Source organism: Vibrio sp. 10N.247.310.24 (assembly GCF_041467175.1).
Classification (GTDB): domain Bacteria; phylum Pseudomonadota; class Gammaproteobacteria; order Enterobacterales; family Vibrionaceae; genus Vibrio; species Vibrio tasmaniensis_A.
The window spans coordinates 22,584-44,317 of sequence record NZ_JBFSUD010000023.1 but is presented as its reverse complement, the minus strand read 5'-3'; the positions used below and the strand labels follow the sequence as shown (position 1 = coordinate 44,317).

Annotated in this window: 19 protein-coding genes and 4 pseudogenes; 17 read left to right on the top strand and 6 right to left on the bottom strand. The window is 44.0% G+C overall.

Features of this window, described 5'->3' with window-relative positions; all coding sequences use genetic code 11:
- Positions 1–27: 27 nt before the first annotated feature.
- The 7 genes from AB6E08_RS09650 to AB6E08_RS09620 all read left to right on the top strand — a co-directional run bounded on the left by AB6E08_RS09650 (position 28) and on the right by AB6E08_RS09620 (position 7,565).
- The gene (locus AB6E08_RS09650; protein ID WP_017096425.1) at positions 28–210 is read left to right on the top strand and encodes a hypothetical protein; all 183 of its coding nucleotides are present in this window, start codon (positions 28–30) and stop codon (positions 208–210) included.
- Positions 211–363: 153 nt separating this feature from the next.
- The gene (gene traF / locus AB6E08_RS09645; RefSeq protein WP_305373625.1) at positions 364–1,149 is read left to right on the top strand and encodes a type-F conjugative transfer system pilin assembly protein TraF; all 786 of its coding nucleotides are present in this window, start codon (positions 364–366) and stop codon (positions 1,147–1,149) included.
- A 161-nt stretch (positions 1,150–1,310) separates the two neighbouring features.
- Positions 1,311–1,724 carry a type-F conjugative transfer system pilin assembly thiol-disulfide isomerase TrbB gene (gene trbB / locus AB6E08_RS09640; RefSeq protein WP_372029375.1) on the top strand — a complete coding sequence of 138 codons (414 nt, stop codon included), beginning with the start codon at positions 1,311–1,313 and terminating at the stop codon, positions 1,722–1,724.
- On the top strand, positions 1,721–3,127 hold the full coding sequence (locus AB6E08_RS09635) for a conjugal transfer protein TraH (RefSeq protein WP_371714841.1): 1,407 nt from the start codon (positions 1,721–1,723) through the stop codon (positions 3,125–3,127). The genes trbB and AB6E08_RS09635 overlap by 4 nt, the downstream gene beginning before the upstream one ends.
- Before the next feature lie 3 nt (positions 3,128–3,130).
- Positions 3,131–5,953, top strand: coding sequence for a conjugal transfer mating-pair stabilization protein TraG (gene traG, locus AB6E08_RS09630; protein WP_372065184.1), 2,823 nt, complete (start codon positions 3,131–3,133; stop codon positions 5,951–5,953).
- A gap of 83 nt (positions 5,954–6,036) precedes the next feature.
- Complete coding sequence (locus AB6E08_RS09625) at positions 6,037–6,567, top strand: hypothetical protein (RefSeq protein ID WP_371708654.1); 531 nt, start codon at positions 6,037–6,039, stop codon at positions 6,565–6,567.
- Between the two features lie 503 nt (positions 6,568–7,070).
- Entirely contained in the window at positions 7,071–7,565 is a 495-nt protein-coding gene (locus AB6E08_RS09620; RefSeq protein WP_241816736.1) for an NUDIX hydrolase, read from the top strand.
- Between the two features lie 254 nt (positions 7,566–7,819).
- Here the strand turns inward: AB6E08_RS09620 and AB6E08_RS09615 are convergent, their stop codons facing one another.
- Positions 7,820–8,530 carry an RES domain-containing protein gene (locus AB6E08_RS09615; protein WP_016800228.1) on the bottom strand — a complete coding sequence of 237 codons (711 nt, stop codon included), beginning with the start codon at positions 8,528–8,530 and terminating at the stop codon, positions 7,820–7,822.
- Positions 8,523–9,383 (bottom strand): hypothetical protein, encoded by an 861-nt coding sequence (locus AB6E08_RS09610; protein ID WP_016800229.1) that lies wholly within the window; start codon positions 9,381–9,383, stop codon positions 8,523–8,525. The genes AB6E08_RS09615 and AB6E08_RS09610 overlap by 8 nt, the downstream gene beginning before the upstream one ends.
- A gap of 408 nt (positions 9,384–9,791) precedes the next feature.
- Here AB6E08_RS09610 and yqfB point away from each other — a divergent pair, with 408 nt between their 5' ends.
- The 3 genes from yqfB to AB6E08_RS09595 all read left to right on the top strand — a co-directional run bounded on the left by yqfB (position 9,792) and on the right by AB6E08_RS09595 (position 12,206).
- Positions 9,792–10,136, top strand: a complete 345-nt coding sequence (gene yqfB, locus AB6E08_RS09605) for a N(4)-acetylcytidine aminohydrolase (RefSeq protein ID WP_371693080.1) — start codon at positions 9,792–9,794, stop codon at positions 10,134–10,136.
- Between the two features lie 84 nt (positions 10,137–10,220).
- Positions 10,221–11,371 (top strand): IS3 family transposase gene (locus AB6E08_RS09600; RefSeq protein ID WP_371693082.1). Its coding sequence is split into 2 segments (ribosomal slippage): positions 10,221–10,464 and positions 10,464–11,371, totalling 1,152 coding nucleotides; the frame shifts between segments, so codons are not numbered across the junction.
- A gap of 445 nt (positions 11,372–11,816) precedes the next feature.
- Positions 11,817–12,206, top strand: a complete 390-nt coding sequence (locus AB6E08_RS09595; protein WP_017100563.1) for an HIT family protein — start codon at positions 11,817–11,819, stop codon at positions 12,204–12,206.
- Positions 12,207–12,919: 713 nt separating this feature from the next.
- On the opposite strand, the gene AB6E08_RS09590 is transcribed toward AB6E08_RS09595, so the two are convergent.
- Both AB6E08_RS09590 and AB6E08_RS09585 read right to left on the bottom strand, forming a co-directional pair.
- Positions 12,920–13,624 (bottom strand): TetR/AcrR family transcriptional regulator, encoded by a 705-nt coding sequence (locus AB6E08_RS09590; protein WP_017103707.1) that lies wholly within the window; start codon positions 13,622–13,624, stop codon positions 12,920–12,922.
- A 28-nt stretch (positions 13,625–13,652) separates the two neighbouring features.
- The gene (locus AB6E08_RS09585; protein ID WP_017100096.1) at positions 13,653–14,057 is read right to left on the bottom strand and encodes a nuclear transport factor 2 family protein; all 405 of its coding nucleotides are present in this window, start codon (positions 14,055–14,057) and stop codon (positions 13,653–13,655) included.
- 426 nt (positions 14,058–14,483) lie between these two features.
- Here AB6E08_RS09585 and AB6E08_RS09580 point away from each other — a divergent pair, with 426 nt between their 5' ends.
- From AB6E08_RS09580 to AB6E08_RS09570, 3 genes and pseudogenes are all read left to right on the top strand, one after another.
- A complete protein-coding gene (locus AB6E08_RS09580) occupies positions 14,484–14,819 on the top strand; it encodes a helix-turn-helix transcriptional regulator (protein WP_017100095.1) in 336 nt (111 codons plus the stop codon).
- The gene (locus AB6E08_RS09575) at positions 14,806–16,068 is read left to right on the top strand and encodes a type II toxin-antitoxin system HipA family toxin (RefSeq protein WP_102421462.1); all 1,263 of its coding nucleotides are present in this window, start codon (positions 14,806–14,808) and stop codon (positions 16,066–16,068) included. Before AB6E08_RS09580 ends, AB6E08_RS09575 begins: the two co-directional genes overlap by 14 nt.
- A 117-nt stretch (positions 16,069–16,185) precedes the next feature.
- Positions 16,186–16,425: pseudogene (locus AB6E08_RS09570) on the top strand (IS6 family transposase); the annotation flags it as partial.
- Here AB6E08_RS09570 and AB6E08_RS09565 read toward each other — a convergent pair.
- A pseudogene (locus tag AB6E08_RS09565) lies at positions 16,417–16,491 on the bottom strand (S-adenosylhomocysteine hydrolase); the annotation flags it as partial. The pseudogenes AB6E08_RS09570 and AB6E08_RS09565 overlap by 9 nt on opposite strands.
- A 187-nt stretch (positions 16,492–16,678) precedes the next feature.
- A pseudogene (locus tag AB6E08_RS09560) lies at positions 16,679–17,212 on the bottom strand (integrase).
- Between the two features lie 84 nt (positions 17,213–17,296).
- On the opposite strand from AB6E08_RS09560, the gene traD reads away from it, so the two are divergent.
- The 4 genes and pseudogenes from traD (at position 17,297) to AB6E08_RS09540 (ending at position 21,575) form a co-directional block, all read left to right on the top strand.
- Positions 17,297–19,402: a type IV conjugative transfer system coupling protein TraD gene (gene traD, locus AB6E08_RS09555; RefSeq protein ID WP_372065193.1), complete on the top strand. Its 2,106-nt coding sequence runs from the start codon at positions 17,297–17,299 to the stop codon at positions 19,400–19,402.
- 123 nt (positions 19,403–19,525) lie between these two features.
- A pseudogene (locus AB6E08_RS09550) lies at positions 19,526–20,526 on the top strand (IS3 family transposase); the annotation flags it as partial.
- Positions 20,527–20,662: 136 nt separating this feature from the next.
- Complete coding sequence (locus AB6E08_RS09545) at positions 20,663–21,205, top strand: hypothetical protein (protein WP_017100250.1); 543 nt, start codon at positions 20,663–20,665, stop codon at positions 21,203–21,205.
- A gap of 184 nt (positions 21,206–21,389) precedes the next feature.
- Positions 21,390–21,575, top strand: coding sequence for a hypothetical protein (locus AB6E08_RS09540; protein WP_198927411.1), 186 nt, complete (start codon positions 21,390–21,392; stop codon positions 21,573–21,575).
- Positions 21,576–21,734 lie beyond the last annotated feature (159 nt).

Genomic DNA, 21,734 nt, shown 5'->3' with positions numbered 1-21,734 from the left:
ACCTCAATGCTCAAGAAGGACATCGTTATGCTTATCAAACCCCTTCAAAATTTTTTACTCAACACCTTGACGCTTTTACGCCTCATTCCAAGTGATGTGATACACATCAAACAGCTAGACCACTATCCCGACATCACGAAAAGGCTGGATGAATATCGAGAGCTGATAGAAAACATTGAGAAACAGACTCACTACTTTAGTAGTGAGTAAGGTATGTGGTCGAAACACCACGCTTTGCTGCACGATAAATACCTTCAGTACTTACTCACGCTGCGCAATCCATCACCACAGCAGATGCGCCACTTACGCGAAAGACCCAAGTGTGTAACCTCTTAATCGCTTTGCCGCACTTAACCAAGGCCTATGATGATGAAAAAAACATGGCTTTACGTCATTACCCTAACGCTGCTTGCTCACCTCCATCCCGCTCTTGCTCAGGAACCTCCTCCAGGGTGGCGATGGTACAACGAACCAAAAGCAAGGCCCGACAAACCCAAACCAAAGCCACTGCCAAATAACACTCAAACGACTGTCTCAAGCCCTAAAACGTTATCGGCGACCGAACAAATGGCCTGGTTTCACTCGGTGCATATCGAAGCGCAAAACGATGCCGTCCTTCACCCTAAAGATAAAGACAAGTTAGCGAGATTTTTAGCGTTGAATCATTTTATCACGGACCAAACCGACCAATTAGGCATGACCTTTAAAGCGCTGCTGCTCGAAAGACCTGAGTTCTCTTACACCAAAGACCATCCGACAGAGCAAGCGGCAAGACAAGTGTATTTAGCACTGGAGGATAAGAAGAAAACCGACGCGGTTGAAAAGATGAAACAAGACGGATGGGGCTTTTTCTTTGTTTATGAAGGAAAAGATACGCTAAGCCAGCAACTCGCCCCGTCCATTCAAGCGTTTGCTGACCAATACCATTTTGAGCTCCTTGGGATCAGTAATGATGAAACCTTCATCACTCACCTCAAAGAAAACCGCCACAACCAAGGAAAAGTCACGGTGCCTTTTACGCCCGCCTTGATTTTGGTGCATCCAAGCACTGGAGAGATGAAGCCACTGGCGTACGGCTGGATAAGCCAAAATGATTTAATTGGGCGCTTTTACAACGTCGCCACCGACTTTGAGCAATCGAATTTTTAAAGCCACTCAACCCATGTAAAAACGCCATAAACAGAACCAGTATGGCCAATAAACCCAACCTTAAATCAACGTCTAATACGACATCCCCCGACTTCGTCCATGCCGCTCTCTTAAAGGATGTTCACTTTCTTTTATTTCTTCCTAAAACGTAAGGAGGCGCTATGCCATTTCTTCGTACCCTTGTGCTTGCTTTTTTGATTCATGCCGCCAGCGCACACGCTGCCATGCAAAACCAATATGCCCTAGTGTTCTTTTTTGAAAGCACCTGCCCGTACTGCCATAAGACCGCCCCTAAAATCACTCGTCTTGGCGAGCGATTTCAATTGCCGGTTTACGCCTTCTCTGTTGATGGGCCGGGCCTTCCAGGGTTTGAGGTCCCTATTCCTGTCACACCAGAGATAGGCAAGACCTTTTTCCCAGGCCAGGGAAAAACGGTCATGCCTGCGACCTTCTTAATGAACGTGAACAGCCGTAAGTTCTCACGTCTGAGCATTGGAGACGTACCAGAAAGCACGCTTGCCAAAAGCATTCAGAACGCCCTTAACGATCCGCGAGTGCAGGAGGCTCTCCAATGAAGCGCTCACTTTTCCACCACTTGTCCACCGTTGCGGTGAATAAGCGAGTTATTCCTTTATTTCTCATCAGCTTATCAGGCGTAAGTCACGCCGACACCAACCACTCGCTGGCCCGCTTTTTTGATAACTCAGGGTACAACGCCAACGTCTCAACCCCGACGGCTTACCAAGGGCAATCGGCCAACTACTACACCGGTGGCAGTTTGTTTGTGCGTAATCAAATTGTCGATGCACAGTTGGTCAGCGTCACTGTCCCCTCCATCAGTACCGGGTGCACTGGCATTGATATGTTTATGGGGGGATTTTCACACATCAGCTCAGACCAACTGGTGAAACTGGGCAAAGCCATTATTCATAATGCCCCTCCTTTTATTGTCAACTTAGCCCTGCAAACCTGGGCACCGCAGCTCAAGCAAAATCTGGACAATCTCCAAGCCATTGCCGACAAATATCTCAATCAATCGGTGAACTCTTGTGAAGCCGCGCAAGCGTCCATCGGTGGACTGGCCGCCTTTGCCGCTCCTGCTACCAAAAAGCATGTCTGCGCGACGCTTGGTACACAAAACAACGCCTTCTCAGATTGGGTTCAAGGGCAGCAGGAATGTGGCGCAGGAGGCAAAGCAGCGGGTCAGCTAAAGGACGCCAAAAAGGATCCAGCCCTGAAAGACATGACCCAAACCAATCACAACGTGGTCTGGTCTGCGATCATGAATAACGCTTTTTTGTCCTCCGACAAAAATCTAGCGCAATTCATGATGAGTTTGTCAGGCTCTTACGTGTACGACAAAGACGGCAATCCGCGTTATTACCCTAGCCTTTTGACCGACAACAACAACCTCGTCAACGTGCTGCTCGAAGGGGGCAAGGCTGACGTTTATCAGTGTCGCAAAACAGGCCCAGATGCGTGCATTACCATTACCAAGCGCAATAACTTATCCATAAGTCAAACTAACGGCATACAAAACCAGATACGCAAACAACTGGAATCGATACTGCAAAAGATAGCCACCGACCAAAGACTCACGCGTCAACAAGAGGGTTTTCTGGAGCTGATTCAAACGCCGGTACTCAAGTTCTTTATTGACGACTTATCCGCCAATCAAACCCCCGATACCAGCAACTACTCGCGAATGATAGCGGTGGAGCTGCTTAATCAGTACCTCGTGAGCATGTTAAATGTTGCCCGCCAATCCTTGGCCAACACCAACAACAGCCAGGATGACATCGCCCTCATCACTCGTGATATCGATAACGCCAAACGCTTTACCGCGGGGCTGGCCGAGAACGCCATTGAGGCGCTCAACAACCGCAATCAACTGATTGATTCGCAAAGAAAGACCACGCAGCAAAGCACAAAAGAAATCAGCACGACCACCAAACCTACCCCGGCTTATGGGAACTGACCTATGATACTCGAATATTACACTTACACTTCTGGCGAAGTGGTCAACAAAGCCTTTAATGCGCTGGCCACTTTTTTTAGAACCAATACCTTTGGGGATTACTTACAGATGTGCATGATGCTGGGGCTTATCACCAGTTTGTTTATCTTCATGCTGTCACGTAACCCCAAAGACCTCATCAAATGGATGGTGGTGTTCTTTGCCGTACCCCTGTTTCTTATCAACATGAAAGCCGACATGCTCATCATTGATAAGACGCAACCGGGTAAGGCTTACAAGGTGGATAATGTCCCTTACCTCGTGGCCGTGCCTACTTACTTTTTCTCTTCTATCATGGTGGGGATGGCCGAAGGTGTGGAAGGCATTTTCACCACCTCCGACGATGAGCGTTATGGTCGTACTGGGATGTTGTTTGGCTCTGAGCTGTATCAGCTCTCAAGACAATCCAGGATTAATGAGCTGGCGCTGCAAAAACTCTGGCGAGACTACTTTCATAACTGCATGATTGGGGATGTGAGAATCAATGGGAAATACACCTGGGATGAACTCTTTACCGCCCCTGATATTTTTGCCTTTTTAGACGGCGTTAGGCAAAGCCCGTTGCGCGCCCTTTATCTTGATGAAGGCGGCGGCCGAAGCACCTACAAGCGATGTGAAGAAGCTTACCCTATCATCAAGCAGCGCTTTGATGATGCCGCCAATAAAAACATGAGCTTGTTAGCGCATCAATTGCTTGGTAAAGACGCGGACCGTTATAAGCCGCAAGTGGTGCAGTCACTCACCCGCAGCTACGACAAATTTTTTAGAATGAGTACCAGCGCGTCCAGCACCATCAAACAAAACATGCTGATGAACGAGCTACGCTACAACCTTGATAGCCTTGACCCAACGCAAGCTGCGCTCAATTACGCTTATACCACCAATAAACTGCAAACCACCTCAATGTGGGCGTCATTAGGTTTGATGGCAAGAGAATACTTGCCGATGCTCCATACCATGATGTTTATGTTGTTCGCGTGCCTAGGCTTCTTTGTTGCAGGTGCCGCGGTCATTCCTGGCTTGACCATGATGGTGTTAAAAAACTATTTTGGGACGTTTGCCTTTTTGGCCACGTGGCCAGCCTTGTTTGCCATCATCAACGGCTTTCAGCTTTGGGGATTGGAATCTCTGTCTACGGATGTCTCGGGTAAGTTCGGAGGGCTCGTCCTCTCCAACGCGAACGCCGCCGATGAGCTTCACAGCCGCTTCGCCTGGATCACGGGTATATTGATGATAGGCGTCCCTATGATAGCCAAAGGCATTTTAAAAGGCGGTCAAGAAGTCATGTCGAGCATGAACTACCAGCTCTCGAGCATGATTAACTCGACCAATGCCAGAGCGAGCGCTGCAGCGTCCACGGGTAATCTGGATTTTGGCAGTATGCAGATTGACAACCACAGCATGAACAACACCCATGCCAATAAGTTTGATACCAATACCCTCGCCAACCAAGGTCACAGCTACACCCAAAACCCAGACGGCTCGGTGACCACACAACACGGAGATGGGCGCACCACCTACGACAGCTCACAAACCACCAGTCGCGGCAACATCAGCGCCAACACGCAAAGCATGCTGCAAGAGAGTGTGGCGAATGCCCGCAATCAAACGCAGCAAAACCTTGAACAAACCAGTACCCAACTGAGTCAAACCATCCAAGGAGGCGCCGCGCTGAGCGACCGCTGGCATGATAGTGTGAGTAAAAACCTGGCTTACGGTGAAGGCAATACCAGTGGCTTTAATACTCAAGTCAGCCAAGGTATGAATGACATGCAAACGGCGGTTGACAGCGTGATTCAACAAACGGGTTGGACGAAAGACCAATCAAAAGCTTACCTGCAAAGTGTCTATGGCGGCTTCGAGGGTGGCCTAGGAACAGGTAAAGGAACAGGCAAAGGGGCATCGCCCTTCAATTTAGGGGTCAGTGGTGGTGTGAAATGGTCTGATGATGAACGTACGGCTTACAGCAATATGAATGCCGAGCAAAAGCAGCAGCTTGAGCAAGCCACGCAGCAATACACCGAAGGGGCCAATGCCGTGACCAGTGCCGGCACGCAGGTGGACAATAAAGACACCCGAACGTCGGTTGAGCAGTTTGCGCATGATTTTGCAATTAATGCCAGCAACACCAAGTCTCTTGGTGCTAGCGTGATGCAAAGCCAATCGGACTTGAACGCCCTCTCGAATACTCAAACGCGCCTAGACTCTGGCAGTGCCAGCTTTACGGCCAACGCGATTCAAGGCTTCCAGAATTACTTGGAGAACACAGTTCCGCACAAACCAGACGTCCAACGCCTAATGACCGCTTACCAACCGGAAGATATTGCCGAGGCGAAAGAGCAATGGCAATACTACACACGCACTGAAGAGTTCACCACCATGGCGGGACTCGATGGTGACACGGCGAAGATTGTGGCAACAATGGAGAAAGCGCATGAAACCACCACCCCAACCCAACAACCAGAACTGACACCCGAGCAAAACAACACGATGGAGAAAGGATGGGCTAGTACCGTCGATACCGTGGCACACACCCGCACCGAGATGCTGCATACCAAGGGAACGGGCGGACTCTTTAATCAAGCGCGCTTTGATGGGGTTACCGATGATGTAAAACTTCAACAAGAGGAAGCGCAGAAACCCATCATCAAACCTGAGCCGATGATTGAACTGACAGTCAAGTCGCAGGTAGAAAAGGAGATCACTAGACCCGAAAGGACGGAATACGTCACCTCCGACCAAGCCTATCCTGCGGTGCCAAGATACACACAAAACTCGAAAGAATAATACTTAACTAGGTGCATAAAAAAGAACTTTATGCACCGCCTAAATACTGGTATTATGATCAGGTATCTAAAGGAGGAATGACCATGAAAACAGTCTTACCATTACTGCTGCTTACTTGTGCGAGCGTGCAAGCTCAACCCCACTCTCCCGAGCTCACTCAACTGCTGAGCGAGATACATGAGCAATATGACACAGCAACGTTAGCTATGCCTAAAAGAGCAATGGCAGACATCACCAAACTGCCCTACTTCTTGCAGCACATTGACGAGACGGACACCCTGGAATCAAAAATTCTGAAAGCTCATCTGCGAGCACTACAAGAAGCATATTTCGGCAATGCTACCCGCCAACAAGAGCTAGGAGGTAATAACTGGTTCTGTATGCGTGATTTGATGGCACTCGATCCGAATCGCCACCCTGAATTTCTTGAAGATATGATCTGGACAGTGCTTGAAAAGACGGCGAAGAATAATCCTGAAAGGTTTACTCGATATAATTATTCATCTTCATTTGCAATGTCAACTTCGGTTATTTTTGAATATGGTCTGCAAACTGAATACCCTTGTTACAGCCCTATTCCAAAAGCCTTGCAATTTCAAGGCTGGAAATATTAATCTCGGCATAGGATATCCATCGAGAGTGAATGTAATTTCAGGTATAAGGCCAGTACGAGAGAGTAGGAACGGGTTAAATGTTTTTATTCTAGACTAGGTATTCATTGGCCGCTGCTTGGGCACAAAAACGTTCCTTTAACCCCTTATATAGCCCAAGAAAGTATTACGTTCCTGTTTCCATGAATAGCAAGCAATAAAGTATCCTCTTAAAATGGCAGCGATCGCATCGGTACGCTGCTATTCGTTCTAATGAATCATTAGAGTAGTAGCTCTAGCTCATTTCTGCCCCTTTATCAGCTAGAACAAGAACTCATTCATATCCTGTTAATGGCAATTTACCCTACAAAAAGTTATCCGAATTCAGTACATCTAGAAATTATGCTTCACTTAGCAGTCTAACCTCTCAATGTGGTCACTAACTTATTGATTACAAATTGAAGTGATAGGTGAAAGTCTGCATTATATGGGCGTAAAATGCGGCGCAGAGTCATATAGAAGGCGTTATGCTACAAGGAGTAAAAATGTTGAGATTTGATCAAGGTGATGCTCGATTTAACTTTCGAAGTGCTGCCGTTATTGTTCATGATAATCATGTGTTATTACATAGAGTTGTCGGAGATTCTTTTTGGGCGCTTCCCGGTGGTAGAGTTGAGTTTTTCGAAAACTCAGATGCTACATTGAATCGAGAGCTACTAGAAGAGTTAGGGGTAGAGTCGTCTGTTAAGAAGCATCTTTGGCACGTTGAAAGTTTCTTTGAACATGCAAATAAAAAGTATCATGAAATCGCTAACTATTTTTTTGTTCAACTAAGCGAACCTCATAGATTTCCATTGAACGAACCTTTTCGTGGTATTGAGTCTGGCGTCGATCTTGAGTTTAGGTGGTTTTCATTGAACGAGTTGCCAGAAGTGGATGTAAAGCCAGAGTTTTTGCGTTTAGGTTTGTTAGATTTACCTTTAGAAACAAAGTACATCAAACTAAGTGAGATAGCAGCATAACAAATAAGAATTTAACGCTGCGAAGCCAGCGCTTAATCCGATTGTTGAACAAGCCCGATGCCTCTATATAAGTAAATTGTGCGATCTAACCTACATCAACAATACTGGACTTCCTGAATTTAAGCCGTTTGCCATACTTGCAGTTATTCATTAATTGCTAATTTAGTAAAGTCGCTGACAAACTTTTGTCCAAAAGCTTCTCTGGTTGAATTTTTACCCGTGGCACTTTTAACGCGAAAGTGCCACGCTAACATTTAAAGTAGCGATGCTAGATCTGAAGATATGGTTAAGTGGTCATTCTGTACAGCTTGGTGTAAATAAGGCTTCCATGTAGCGATATCCTCCAAAGCATCCACTTCTAAATGTATGTCTCCCTCCCGCTTTGGTCCAAAAATCACGTATACTGGGACAATATTTCCTTGTTGAACACTATCCCAAACTAAGCCATCTACATTGGGGTAGGTATTATGAATGTGCTTAGCTAGCGTTCTTGCTATATCCAAGCATTTCAGCTGAGATTTGTTAAACAAATCATCAAAACTAATATCCCAAAATGCTTCGGCCCCGCCTTTCAGATATGCAGCTCTACAATCAGCAAAGGTTAGCTCCTTTCTAAAAGAGATTGTAGCCACAGCGAGATTTTGAAACTCTTTGGATGATAACGTTACTACTGAATCTGTAGCAAGTGGTCGTAGTACCGTTTCAAAATAGGCCGTTTCTCTAGTTGGTGCTATATACAGAGCAGGGACTGCTTTGTCGTTAGAGCGGAATGGCGAAAAGCGACCAGCGGTGACCGTACCATCAGAGTAGATAGCCCTAATATCACTAGTGAACTTAACTTGTAGAAATGGATTCGGATCTATGGCTGTGTAAGCACGCTCACCATTGTCGTCATATACCTTATTTAATGCACGGTAAAAATGACGACCAGGTTCGATTTTCAGCAGTGGTGGCGCCTTACTCATAGTCTTGCTCTTCTGAAGCAAAGGTTAAGTCACGCAATGTGCTTTGAGACTTAAACAAACCTGCTAGGTATAGCAAATCTTCTTCAAGCTCGGGTCGGCTTATAGCTTGAGCAGGTGTGCACTCCAGATCATCATTGTGAGTTGTTAACCATTTATACACTCCCCAATCATTTAACCCATCAAATATGTGACACAACCTTTCGACTGGCTTGTACACACCAAGACGTTCAGTGTCGAACTGAAACGCTGGGATCTGGATATTACGAGAATTTCCAAAATAAAAGCCGAGTAGCTTCATTTCTTTTTTGAGTTTAGCAACCAATCTTGAAGGATTTGCAGCACTTACTTCTCCAAACAGTACTGATGCTTGCTTTGCTGTAATTAGCGGGAAGTTTTTTGCTCTAGCTTCAATCTCGTTCAAGTCTTTTGCTATTAAATATTGTGTATCATCTGCACTTGTATGTGGCTTAATGGCTTCCTTGAAGTCATCAAAACTTTTCTGAGCATCCTGTTGTAGTAGGCGATACATGTGCTTAACAGAACCATGAGCTATATGATGTTCCATCACACGCATGGCACCACTAACTAATTCTGCTTCCTCAAACCCAAGCTTTACACTTCGGTTAATCACATGAGCTGGAGCCGCAAAGACACGACCGTTTTTAGCTGTCAAATGCTTCCCATTTAATACGACAGTTATGCCCTTATCGAGTAAAGGCTTTGCTTCTCTCAAGCTATTAACGGTCACTGGCTCTTGAATACTGTCATGATCATCATTTTCGTATTCTTGTTCCTCTAACGCCGTTAACTGACATTGTAGAATGTACTGCTCTGCTTCCCTAGAAATTCGCATGGATACTGCCTCGTTAGGTATTATTGTACACCTTAGATTCATAGTAACAACTATGCAAATTATTATTGCCTTTTAGAGATGAGCTACCCCATCAATACTGGCCCCTAAGTTAAACAAATTGCCATACCTGTAGTTATTCATGAATCGCTAATGTAAGGTTTTTATAAACTCATTTATGTCCAAGAGTTTCTTAGGTTGAATTTCTACCCTTGGCACTTTCTAGCTCGAAAGTGCCCCATTATTTGGTAGACCTTTCACTCATTCATATCCTGTTCACGGACTTTTCCATATTAAAAGTTATGCGACACAGAAAATATCCCCAATGATTTCCCTCACTAGTCCATTGGCTTAGATTGAAGCTTAAAAAAGAAAGAGCTTATTGCCGATTCATTTAATGCTGGTGTAAACTTGGAAGACATTGGAGAGAGTTGGTGTAAATCATTGGATAGAATGACATTTTTCACTAGGTTAGAGCGCCAGATTCTTTCTGGTAAAAAAACTGCAACGATTAGAGATAAATCTGAAAGCCATTATTACCCTGGACAGGTTGTTGAAGCATTTACTCTCGAAGATGAGCGGAAAATCTGCATACTAGAAATAGTTGATGTTGAGAATGTTGAGTTTGAAAAGCTCTGTAGAAAACATGCCAAAGCGGAGAATTTACCATTTGTTTTTATGCTCAAATGGCTATTACGAAAGATATACCCAACGGAATCTAGTTTGTATTTTGTCAGCTTTAAAGTTGTTGGGTAACTCATGGCACCTTAGTATAAACTGATCTGAACCAGTAGTTTTGGACACTGCGTTAAGTGAGTACAATCACTAACGAGGTGAACCATGACAAACAAGAAGAAACGTATTCTCCACTCTCCTGAATTCAAAGCCGAAGCTCTGAGGTTAGCAGAGAAAGTAGGTGTAGCTGCCACCGCAAAGCAGCTCTCGCTACATGAATCTCAAATCTACGGCTGGCGTAAAGCTGCAACGAAAGACACCAATTCTAGCCAAAGAGAAAAAGATCTTGCCGTTGAAGTTGCCAAACTTAAACGACAACTGGCCGAACAAGCTGAAGAGCTAGATATTGTAAAAAAGGCCGCCACCTACTTCGCGAAGAATCTAAAATAGATTGCTACGAATTTATGCTCGAGAACATGGTGGACTTTAGCGTTTATCGCATGGCCAAGGTGTTCTCGGTCTCCCGAAGTGGGTTTTATTATTGGATCAAGCATCGCTATAAAGACAACTTGCGTCTACAAGCTCGACACGTGTTGGATGAAAAGGTGAAGGAAGCTTTCGAAAATAGCAAAGGCAGAGATGGTGCAAGACGTATTCAGGTTGAGTTAGCTGAGAATGGGAATAAACATAATGTTAAGACCATCGCAACCAGTATGAAGCGCCAGAGTTTGGTGGCGAAAGCAGCCCGCAAATTTAAATGCACAACGGATAGCAACCATAAAATGCCTGTAGCACCAAACATACTCGAACAGGATTTCACAGCGAGTGCTCCTAACCAGAAGTGGGCGGGCGACATCACCTACATAGCAACGAGTGAGGGCTGGCTTTACTTAGCGGTTGTTATTGACCTGTACTCACGGCAGGTAGTCGGTTGGTCTATGGGGACACGAATGACAGCGACTCTAGTTTGTGATGCATTGTCGATGGCCTTATTCCGTCGTGGCTTCCCAGAGGATGTAATTATTCACAGTGATAGAGGAAGCCAATACTGCTCTAAAGATTATCGTGAACTCATAACTGCTTATAATTTAAAGCAAAGTATGAGTAGAAAAGGAAATTGTTGGGATAATGCCTGCGTAGAGAGTTTCTTTCACTCGATGAAAGTTGAAGCGATCCAATATGAGCCGATCATGACTAGAGACACTATGCGTCAAACGATCTTTGAATATATTGAGGTTGATTATAACCGAACAAGAAGGCACAGTGCTCTTGGGTATCTAAGCCCAATTAACTTTGAACAACGAAATGTCGCTTAATGTAGTGTCCAGTCCTGCTGGAGCAGATCACCCCTGACTAATTCGTAGCACTAGTCAAAGGATTACGTAAAAATAGAGACCGTCAATTTCCCTCGGTAATTAAGCGAATGACAAAGTCGCTTGGTAGTTACGATACGACAGAATCGCTTGGTGATCACAGTGCCTTAGTGCGACTACTCTAAAACACTTCTGCCCCAAAAACATTTAGATTAAATACTCTACACAATTTAGAGGGCGTGCGTTTACCCTACTAAAACTTATTCGATTGAGTTGATAACCGTTCATTCTCGTCATTAGGCGACATCTTGCAATCTAACTTCCCTTCATGTGTCATAACTTATTGATTGTCAGTTGAGTTAATATTAAAATGATGGCATTGCCGAAAGATGAAAGACGACAATTTGTCGCCTAATAAGCGTTATAAGCTTTGGTCGAGAGAGGTCAAATGACAATAGTAGAGCAAATAGTTAATCGAGAAATTGAAGCTGTAATCGTATATGAGTCTAGTGATGTTATAGCCTTCGCTGATCATGATCCTATTAACTTTGGACACATACTGATCTGCCCAACCTACCCTTACGAAAGTTACATTGAATTACCAGACCAAGTTCTTACAGAAATTCAATCGGTGGCCAGAGACCTCTATCAACGTATTGAGCGAACTTTTGAACCAGATGGTATATCTTTTATTCAAAATAACGGTAAATTCAATGAGCTTTCACATTACCATCTCCATATTTTTCCTAGGTTTAATGGTGACAAATTTGGGTGGAAAAGTAGTGAGATTGGAGTTCAAAGCATAGAAAAACTGCGCGAATCTCTGGCACGCTTATAACAAATAAGGATAAGTGTCGCCCAGCCGACACTTTATCTGGTTGTTGAACAAGCCCGTCACGGTGACACCTTTATTAGTAATTTGCTCAGTCTGAGCAAGAGGGGTTTAGGCTCCCCTCGCGTCTTCAAGCCGAATGAAGCCATTGAGCCGATCATTGACGATCTGCCCAAGCCGATAGTTGTCCTGTGTCTCTTTTACGTGTTAGACCTCCGCGGTGTTCATTGCACCATTATCCTTATAAGCGAGCACCTTTCGGCTCGTCAGCTGGCTAGCTCGGTCGGGTGATCCCAACGCACACCATTTCGTGCTCGCAACAAGGGCACGTTCGTACGGCTTTGCTGCGCACAGGGAGAGACGTTAGCATCGGACAGATCCACTGTGGTGCCAGCAAGAGTAAGATAGCCAGCCTTAACCGCCTCGCATTGCCATGCATAAATCCATAGTCTCGAACCCGTTGCAGCCCTTTGGGCAGCACGAACGAACTAATGGGGTCAAGTCTTGCCTTTTGCCTAACCATGTTTTCTATACCTGAAGTAATCAGAAAATACAGTGTGCTCCGTAGATCGTAACAAGCTTTTGTCCAGAGGCTTCATAGACCTGAATTTTGACTCGTGGCACTTTCTAACTCAAAAGTGTCTTATTGGCTTCATGAGGTGCATAGTTAAGCACAATACTTTCTGAAATTAACGTTACCATAAGGTATAAAATTCCTGCTATGGCATCTCGTTTAGTGCGTTAATCTGGTGTTTCAAACCATCTATAAAAACATCAACATACCTATTAAAACTCTCATCCATCGGTTTGTCATAGCCATTTTGCCAGCGTAAAATGAAAGAAGCATTCATCATTTGAGGTAGAAAACGAGTTAAGTTTGGATACTCACTATTTTCTACCTTCTTAGCCTCCCCTCTTAACTTAGCTTCCCATTCATCCGCATTATCTAGCGGTAAATGACCGAACTCCATGGTTACGAAACCACACATTGATGCAATTACTGTGTTGTACATAGGGACTATATGAGACGGCGGACAATTTGCATCCAAAAGAGCAGCTATAATTCCATCTAGCAATCTAGGATCTTGATACGCATTTGCCAGAAGTCGCCCTCCTATCAAATCTGCGATGTGGGGATGGTGTTTTACTGCACCTCTGTAGTTTTGGAATAACAGGGTCAACCAGACGTGCCAATCCAGGTTACCGTAGTTAGGTGTGACACTAGACATCACTGTATTTGCAATTTCACCTAACAGTGTGTTTTTGTTTTTAAAATACCAATAGATAGCTGTTGGATAGGTATCTAACCGTTTAGCTACGTCTCGAATACTAAACGTATCGATTCCTTTCTCCGCAATAAGATTCAGTGCTACCTCGATTATAATTTCCTTAGAGAGAGGTGTTGTATTTGCTTTTCTTTTCATAAAGGTACCGCTATCTATAAAGTACTTGCTAAAGGGAGGTCTGCTTTTTAGACAGATTGAACGAACTTCTAATGTTAAAAGTATCGTAAACAATATTTAATTTGGTAATCAAGCGGCTACCTTTGTCGACTTCTAACACATCGACAACATTAAAAGGTGCAGGTTCACCATTGGCAAGTGTCCAGTCAAAGTAGAACCAGATAGATATCAAATCTGTACAGTCACGAGTTGATTTCCCTTCCATTACGCCCTTCAAGGTTAGCTTTGAACTGCTCGTATCTTCAAACAATTCAGGATAAAAGTCTGCTGCCTTACGTTCACCGTAAAGTGGTGAACTCACCAACGCATCTGGCGTGAAAAGCGATAGTACTTTTTCAATGTTTGCTTCTTCAAGTGCTTCAAGGTATTTGTTTGCTATCGTATTGGCATTCATGATTTTACTCTATTGTTCAGTGTGCAATACTATATTGTACACTGAACAATAATGAGAGCAAGCTTGAGTTTGTAGCTGTTTAATAGAATGAAAGGTGCTGCATTAACAATGAATGCACTCCTGCATTAAATGCATAAACATTTCGCATCATTGACTGTAATTGGAAGGTTTTGTCCAAAAGCTTCTCAGGTGTCGTCTACTCGACCAAAGTGTGGTAAAGCAATAACTAAATAGAGAGTTCAGACAGGATCTCTGTTTTTCATTGCAGTCATTTCAATGACTGTTTTATTGTAAACTACAATTCACTTTAAGATTTTTATAGTAAAATAGTTTTTACTATAATTATTTCTAACCTATTACTTTGACATTTAAATTTTGGTAAATTAATATTTACCTTATTATATTTACGGTAAAGGTTAATTTACTATGGGAAGAGGTAACATTCAGGTTAGCACTGTTGCTAGTGCCGCACTAACTCATTTTGCCACGATGCTTACAATCCAGCGTAAGGAAAAGAAAATCACTGTAGAAGAGACTTGTTCCCGAGTTGGGGTATCTAAGCCCACTATGATAAAGATTCTTAAAGGTGATCCGTCTGTAAGTATCGGACTCTACTTCGAAACTGCTTGGGTATTAGGTGTTCCTTTATTTGAACCCGATGAAAACCAGTTTGCTATTAAACGTAAAACAAATGCGAAAATTGAGGCATTACTGCCTAATCGAGTAAGAAGGAAAAAGGTAATTTTAGATGATGACTTCTAGTAATCAATGCTTCGTTTGGAAATGGCTTAAAGGACAATCAGAGCCTGTGGTAGCAGGTAGACTCACTATTGATGAAACTGGCCAACATTTTACGTACGGTCAGTCTTACTTGAAACGTTCAGATGCAGAACCAATTTACTCAAATGAATTACCGCTTTCTGCTGGTACTAAGGAACCAGTTCAAGGTATGCCTATATTCTCTTGCTTGCGTGATGCAGCTCCAGATGCTTGGGGACGTAGGGTCATTAATTCTCGGTTGATGGGCAAAGACTACGATGCTGAGTTAGGCGAAATGACGTATTTGATGCATTCCGCTTCAGATCGGATCGGTTCTCTCGATTTTCAAGAATCGGCCACTGAGTATTTTGATCGTTCTACTGATGCGGCAACTCTTGAAGAATTATACAATGCGTCTGAAATCGTCGGTCAAGGTAAGGAAATCTCTTCGGATTTGGATAGAGCACTTATGCATGGTACATCCCTCGGAGGTGCTCGCCCGAAAGCGATGATCACTGGTAATGAAGCTAAGTATATTGCTAAGTTTTCAGCATCAAATGATACTTACGAAGTTGTACAATCAGAATACGTAGCAATGAGGCTTGCCAAGTTAGCAGGACTCAATGTTGCCGAAGTTATTTTTGAAAAAGTATTAGGAAAAGATGTTCTTCTTGTAAGACGCTTTGATAGAGCGTTAGTTGGTGACGTTTGGTGTCGTCGCTCAATGGTGTCCGGGCTGACAGTTTTAGGCTTAGATGAAACATGGGCTAGAGAGGCATCTTACGCAGACCTAGTGAACAATATGAAGCAGTATTGCATCGATTTTACCTCTGATAGCCAAGAGCTATTTGCACGGATGGTATTTAATGTACTGATCGGTAATACGGATGACCATGCTCGAAATCATGCTTTCTTTGTAGAAGGGGAGAAAATATCCCTGTCACCGGCTTATGATATTTGTCCACAAAACCGTACAGGTGGGGAGGCGAGTCATGGAATGAAGATCTTCGAAAATCTTAATTTATCTCTGTTATCACTTTGTATGCAAGCAGCACCAAGTTTCAATATTAAGGCTGAAAAAGCAGAAGAAATTATTAGGTTTCAAATTTCTACGATTACCCAAGAGTTTGAATCCGTGTGTAACGAAGTAGATGTCCCTGAAGTTACGCGAAAGTTACTTTTCAAACGTGTGATATTGAATGACTACATATTCAATGAAATGGAACATTTAAAGCCGCAAGATGGTCATTAAGTAGAATACATGGAATATCTAAATAAACAATGTCCGTACGACATGATGGGTTTTGTCGCAAAGTTTTGCGTTGTCGGTTAAGATTTACTCAATCTTTACCTAATACTCTGAATCTCAATGTTTAAAGGTTGCCACTTCCCCTCTGAAGTTATTCTCGAAACCGTACGTTATTATCTCGCCTATAAACTCAGTTATCGTGAAATTGAAGAGATACAATTGGAGCGCGGAGTCGTTGTGGATCAGGCCACTATTAATCGTTGGGTTATCAAATTTACGCCAGTATTAGAGCACAGAGCGAGGTGTAGAAATAAGCCCGTATCTGGCTCGTGGCGAATGGGTGAAACCTACATCAAAGTCTTTGCGCTCAAAAACATAGCGTCTGGAGCGCTTTATCTTTTGATAAACGCGATCAACTGCTGTCATTTGAACCTCCTAACTTTCATACGTGTTCGTAATATAACGCAACCTTATTATGACAGGAAGAAATACGGCAAACTCAAAGGGGATAATACGGCAAAAATAACGAATAAATATTATTAACCTATTGTTTTATAATAATCATTTCAAGGTCATTAAAAATGACCTTTCTAAAATCAACACCCCAACCTTACTATGAGTCTATCCCCTCAGAGATGTTCAGAGCCTCCTCAATTTCTACGCCTAAATAGCAAATGGTATTATCCAACTTAACATGGCCAAGTAATAGTTGCACAGCGCGAATGTTTTTGGTTCTCGCCTAAATTAACGTCACCTTGGTACGGCGCATCGAGTGGGTACCATAGAGATAGGGATCGTAGCCGAGTTCCGTTACCCAGCGGAAAATGATGGTGGCGTAACTGCTACAACTAATTGCTTTACCCTGCCTTCGAGGACTTGGGAAAATAGAGTCTGGTGCAGAGAGTTGGCTGTGCAGTGCGTGAAGTGAGCTCAAACTGTACCCCTCTGGCTGTAAAGCACGCGATCTTGAATCGCACCACCAGAAGAGATATCCCTCACTTTCATTCTAAGTAAGTCACAAGAACGTAACTTGCAATCGATAGCGAGATTGAGCAAGGTCGATTTCAAGCCTAGTGCGAATTCGCCAGATATCTTCAAGCTTGAAGGACTTTTTCTGCCCTGTTAGATGACCTTTCTTCGTCCACATAATTGACCTCCAATCTAAACCAGCTCATCTGCATACGCAGGTAATTATATAAAAAGTACTGCATTTCACTCTCAAGGAACCACGATGCCTAGACCTAAACGCGCGTCCGGCAACCACTTTACCCGTGGCGGACAAATTACTTTTCACTCCATTCGGATGTTCTTTCAAGTCAACAATACCTTAGTCTACGCCGCCATTTGGTCGGTGATAGCGCTCACTGGCGTTCTTACCTGGCTACGCGCGCCCGATAACGCCTTTTGGTCTGTGTTCTACTACTGGCGCAATCATATCTATGCCAGCTTTGGGCACAATCTTAACAGCGAAGTCACGACGTTCTGGAGCGGGAAACGCTACGTTGGTACGCTCGCCTCCCAACTGGAAAACACCCAACTCATCGACCTCTACGATAACGTGATACACCAAATACAAATCAACTTCTTAATTGCCATCGGTATTGCCTTCGCTATTTTGATGCTCGCCATGAGTTTCTTTAAACGACAAGGCGAAAAGCAAAGTGAAGATTTCCACGTTCGAGGCTTTCAATACGCCGAACCCAAAGTGCTCACAAATGATTTGAAAAAACGGGCAAAGAAACTCAAGAAACAGGGTGTAGGCAACGGACGAATTTCTGATTTCAAAGTGGATGGGCTGGCCTTATTTAAACGTGAGTTTGAAGTGCAGCACATGCTGATTGACGGCACCACAGGGGCCGGTAAATCCGTCATGCTGCGGAAACTGCTGCGCTGGATACGCAAACGTGGGGATAAAGCGATTATTTATGATAAAGGCTGCACCTTTACCAGTAAGTTCTTTGACCCTAGCCAAGATACCTTACTCAACCCCTTCGATGAACGCTGCGCCAATTGGGATGTGTGGTGCGATGCAAAAGAAGCCCCTGACTTTGAAAATATCGCCAGCGCCCTTATCCCGCAGCATGGCGAAGGTGACCCATTCTGGGTCGACTCCGCCCGGACTATCTTTTCAAGTGCGGCGTATCGCATGAGCCAAGATGACAAGCCCTGCTCGACCGCAAGGCTGCTTAGCCTGATACTCACGTCTGAACTTGAAACCCTGGGTAATTTCCTGCAAGGCACAGAGTCTGCTTCCCTTGTCTCGAAAGACATCAAAAAGACAGCCATCTCCATTAAGTCGGTGCTCGCTACCTACATTAAGAGCCTACGCTTTTTAGATGGCTTGGATGACAAAGACACGAAAGGAGAGCCCAAACGTAAACCGTTTTCTATCACCGATTGGGTACAAGATGACAAACAAAAAGGCTTTTTGTTTTTATCGAGTAACGCGCAGCAACACGCCTCATTGCGTCCTTTGATTTCGACTTGGCTTGCCATTGCTTCTAACGCTATCTTGGGACTCAAAGACGATGAAGACCGCCGCATCTGGGTGATTATGGATGAAATGCCAAGTCTGCATAAACTGCCTGAGCTTGACACCATCATTGCCGAAGTGCGTAAGTTTGGGGGCTGTTATGTGATTGGTCTCCAGTCTTATGCGCAGCTCGTGAAAACCTACGGAAAAAATACCGCGGACGTTATTTTTGATTTACTCAACTCTCGCTTTTACTTTCGCGCCCCATCAGCGCAGATGGCGCAAATCTCATCCAAAGATTTGGGTGAGCAAGAGGTGGATGTCTCAAGAGAGCACATTTCTTACGGTGCAAATGCACTCCGTGATGGGGTATCGATTGGCCACCAGACGGTGACACGACCGGTTATCTCTAGCAGTGAAATCCAAGCCATGGATGATTTGCAATGTTACCTTCGCGTACCAGGAAGCAGCTTTATCACTCGACTGGATTTGCACTTTGATAAGATGCGAGATGTGACACCGGCCTTTATAAAACGTGATTACACCCCATCGCCCGCCATGACCAAAGCGTATCAAAAAGCGATTTACTTTGAGTGTGTCGCCCCAGGTATGCTCCTCAACGAAGAAGAGCGTAACGCACTCACAGAAATCCAAGCCAAGCAATTTGAAACGCCGGAAGAGATGAAGCTGGAAACCGACCAAATCCAACAAGCACAACGAAGTGAGACAGTCAAAGCGTTAGCCAGCAAGGAGTCGGAAAAGCTCAAATCAGACAATGACCATCAAGAGCGCGCGCATCAAGAGCTTGAAGAGTCGGCGATATCTCAAGATATCGAGATGGACTCTGGAGAAATGGTAGAATAAATAGCCATTGCGCTTTAAGGAACTTAAATACCCTCTTAAATGGTCAACTTATCAAAAACTAGGTGTCGAGGGCATTTAAACAAGGATGTTAATCACTGTCCCGTCCTGAAATGTGTTACACATATGACCATTCCAAATAAACACTACGTTAAGCGCACTCAGCGTGATTACACACTAGGCTTTAAATTACAGATTGTAGACGCCATCGAAAAAGGCGATATGACCTATAAACAAGCCCAATCAATTTACGGCATACAAGGTCGTTCGACCGTTCTTACTTGGTTAAGAAAGCATGGCAAAATGGATTGGACTACCAATCCAAGGAAGAACACGATGTCAAAATCACCGAGAGTGAATGAAACACCCGCCCAAAAAATAAAACGACTTGAACAAGAGCTCGAAGACGAACGTCTTAGGTGCCTTCTTCTCAACAGAGTTGTTGATATTATTGATGCTGAGCATGGGATGTCGCTAAGAAAAAGTATATAGCGAAGGAGCAAGAAGCCTTCAAAAGGAGAGGAAATTAAGCTTAAGTAAAGCTTGCTCATTGCTCGATATATCCCGTCACAGAGAGAAAAGCGTGAGGCAACTCGTCAGGCTGAGCTTGCTCCTGTTAAAGGAATGGTCCTTGAACTAAGACGCTTCATGCCTCGGCTAGGAACTCGTAAGCTCTATTTCTTATTGAAACCTAGGCTGATAGCTAAGGGAGTAAAACTTGGGCGTGATGCTTTGTTTGATTACCTCAGGGAAGAGCGCTTACTCGTTAAGCCGAAACGGAGTTACACCAAAACAACGAACAGCAGGCACTGGATGAAAAAACATCCGAACTTGCTAAAAGAAGTCGTTCCGTCAAAACCAGAGAGGTTCTGGTGAGCGACATCACTTATGTTCAGTCGATCGAGGGCTTTCATTACTTGTCATTGGTTACCGATGCCTTCAGTCTTAAAATCATGGGTTATGAAGTCAGCAATGAAATGAAAGCGAGCGATGTTGTGAAGGCCTTAGATATGACGGTAAAAACTCGATGTTATCGTCATGCGACAATCCATCACTAAGAGAGAGGGCTTCAGTATTGTTCTAGTTTTTATCAAGAGAAGCTTAAAAAGCATGACATAACACCGTCAACGTATTTTAGGACGAGACACCTCAACAATGGAAAATAATTATGAACCCAAAAGCCCAATACGGACTGCAAATGAAATACCCTTACAACCAACCTATCCCTAAAGCACATCAACTGCCTGTATGGAAATGCGATTAATGCGTTATCTTTTCCTACACAAAGAAAATGAATATCTTTTATTGAGTAATGAAGATGGCACATTAAAAGAGGAGGCAAGTCAACTGACGCAGCAAGGATTTACTTGTTTCATACACTCCCCCATCGAGGCAGAAGAGAAAGAAACCGCGAAAACGCTATACCTTAAAGAGTTATTATTTTGCGCAACCAATGGTCACATTATCGCCATTCACCAATTAACAGGACAAGAAGTGTGGAGAAATCGGCCACAAGGAAAAGAGTACCAGGCATTAGGAACCACTACGCTCTTGCTAGAAAAAGGTATGTTGATTTGCGGCTCTAACGGATGCGTATTTGCGCTATGCCCCTTTTCAGGCTCTCTTTTATGGGATAATAGTTTACCAAATCTTGGTTTTGGCACAGTGACGCTGGCAACGACACAACAAAACACAACAATTGAAACCATCGTGATTACTCAAACAAACACGACACATGGTCATGATCACGGTCATCATACTCGCCACTCAATTTATCCCTCCATCATCGAATACAATAACCTATGATGAAAAAATACGATGCGGCCCTGACATGTTAAAACAACCTGAACCACTCATTGTTCTCGATATGCTCGACGGCAACGACTGGCGACATTTCGTGCTTACTTATAGAAGACGCTAAAAGGTTGATGCCCTCTACATTGCGTATGCGCTAGAGTTAGATATTCCTGTGGTGACAGATGATCAAGACATGGCTGAGTTAGCCGAAACGTTTGAAGTGAAGTCTATTCCGACTTTAGAGTTAATGAAAATTATGCATGACAACGGTCATGCAGATATCGGCAAAATCAAAGGTATTGTTGACTATTGGAGCGCAATTGGAGATTGCCCAGCTAATCTCCATCGTGATCTTAAGAAATTTGTTCCTGAGTTATAAAAACGCTCAACCCTTGTGAGAGCCCTGAACAAGCAGAACATTCAATGGATTCACTTTCCAAACGTTGGACGAATTTACCCACCCCACTTTCGTGTTATGGAATAAATCAAGGTTCGCTCCACCTGCTATATGCCTGCATGTAGTAGGTAGAGTGAGCCA

What these genes read in the sequence shown, in the direction of transcription:
- AB6E08_RS09650 (WP_017096425.1), top strand. Translation starts at nt 28, where the DNA reads ATGCTTATCAAACCCCTTCAAAATTTTTTACTCAACACCTTGACGCTT.
- traF (WP_305373625.1), top strand. Translation starts at nt 364, where the DNA reads ATGATGATGAAAAAAACATGGCTTTACGTCATTACCCTAACGCTGCTT.
- trbB (WP_372029375.1), top strand. Translation starts at nt 1,311, where the DNA reads ATGCCATTTCTTCGTACCCTTGTGCTTGCTTTTTTGATTCATGCCGCC.
- AB6E08_RS09635 (WP_371714841.1), top strand. Translation starts at nt 1,721, where the DNA reads ATGAAGCGCTCACTTTTCCACCACTTGTCCACCGTTGCGGTGAATAAG.
- traG (WP_372065184.1), top strand. Translation starts at nt 3,131, where the DNA reads ATGATACTCGAATATTACACTTACACTTCTGGCGAAGTGGTCAACAAA.
- AB6E08_RS09625 (WP_371708654.1), top strand. Translation starts at nt 6,037, where the DNA reads ATGAAAACAGTCTTACCATTACTGCTGCTTACTTGTGCGAGCGTGCAA.
- AB6E08_RS09620 (WP_241816736.1), top strand. Translation starts at nt 7,071, where the DNA reads ATGCTACAAGGAGTAAAAATGTTGAGATTTGATCAAGGTGATGCTCGA.
- AB6E08_RS09615 (WP_016800228.1), bottom strand. Translation starts at nt 8,530, where the DNA reads ATGAGTAAGGCGCCACCACTGCTGAAAATCGAACCTGGTCGTCATTTT.
- AB6E08_RS09610 (WP_016800229.1), bottom strand. Translation starts at nt 9,383, where the DNA reads ATGCGAATTTCTAGGGAAGCAGAGCAGTACATTCTACAATGTCAGTTA.
- AB6E08_RS09595 (WP_017100563.1), top strand. Translation starts at nt 11,817, where the DNA reads ATGACAATAGTAGAGCAAATAGTTAATCGAGAAATTGAAGCTGTAATC.
- AB6E08_RS09590 (WP_017103707.1), bottom strand. Translation starts at nt 13,624, where the DNA reads ATGAAAAGAAAAGCAAATACAACACCTCTCTCTAAGGAAATTATAATC.
- AB6E08_RS09585 (WP_017100096.1), bottom strand. Translation starts at nt 14,057, where the DNA reads ATGAATGCCAATACGATAGCAAACAAATACCTTGAAGCACTTGAAGAA.
- AB6E08_RS09580 (WP_017100095.1), top strand. Translation starts at nt 14,484, where the DNA reads ATGGGAAGAGGTAACATTCAGGTTAGCACTGTTGCTAGTGCCGCACTA.
- AB6E08_RS09575 (WP_102421462.1), top strand. Translation starts at nt 14,806, where the DNA reads ATGATGACTTCTAGTAATCAATGCTTCGTTTGGAAATGGCTTAAAGGA.
- traD (WP_372065193.1), top strand. Translation starts at nt 17,297, where the DNA reads ATGCCTAGACCTAAACGCGCGTCCGGCAACCACTTTACCCGTGGCGGA.
- AB6E08_RS09545 (WP_017100250.1), top strand. Translation starts at nt 20,663, where the DNA reads ATGCGTTATCTTTTCCTACACAAAGAAAATGAATATCTTTTATTGAGT.
- AB6E08_RS09540 (WP_198927411.1), top strand. Translation starts at nt 21,390, where the DNA reads ATGGCTGAGTTAGCCGAAACGTTTGAAGTGAAGTCTATTCCGACTTTA.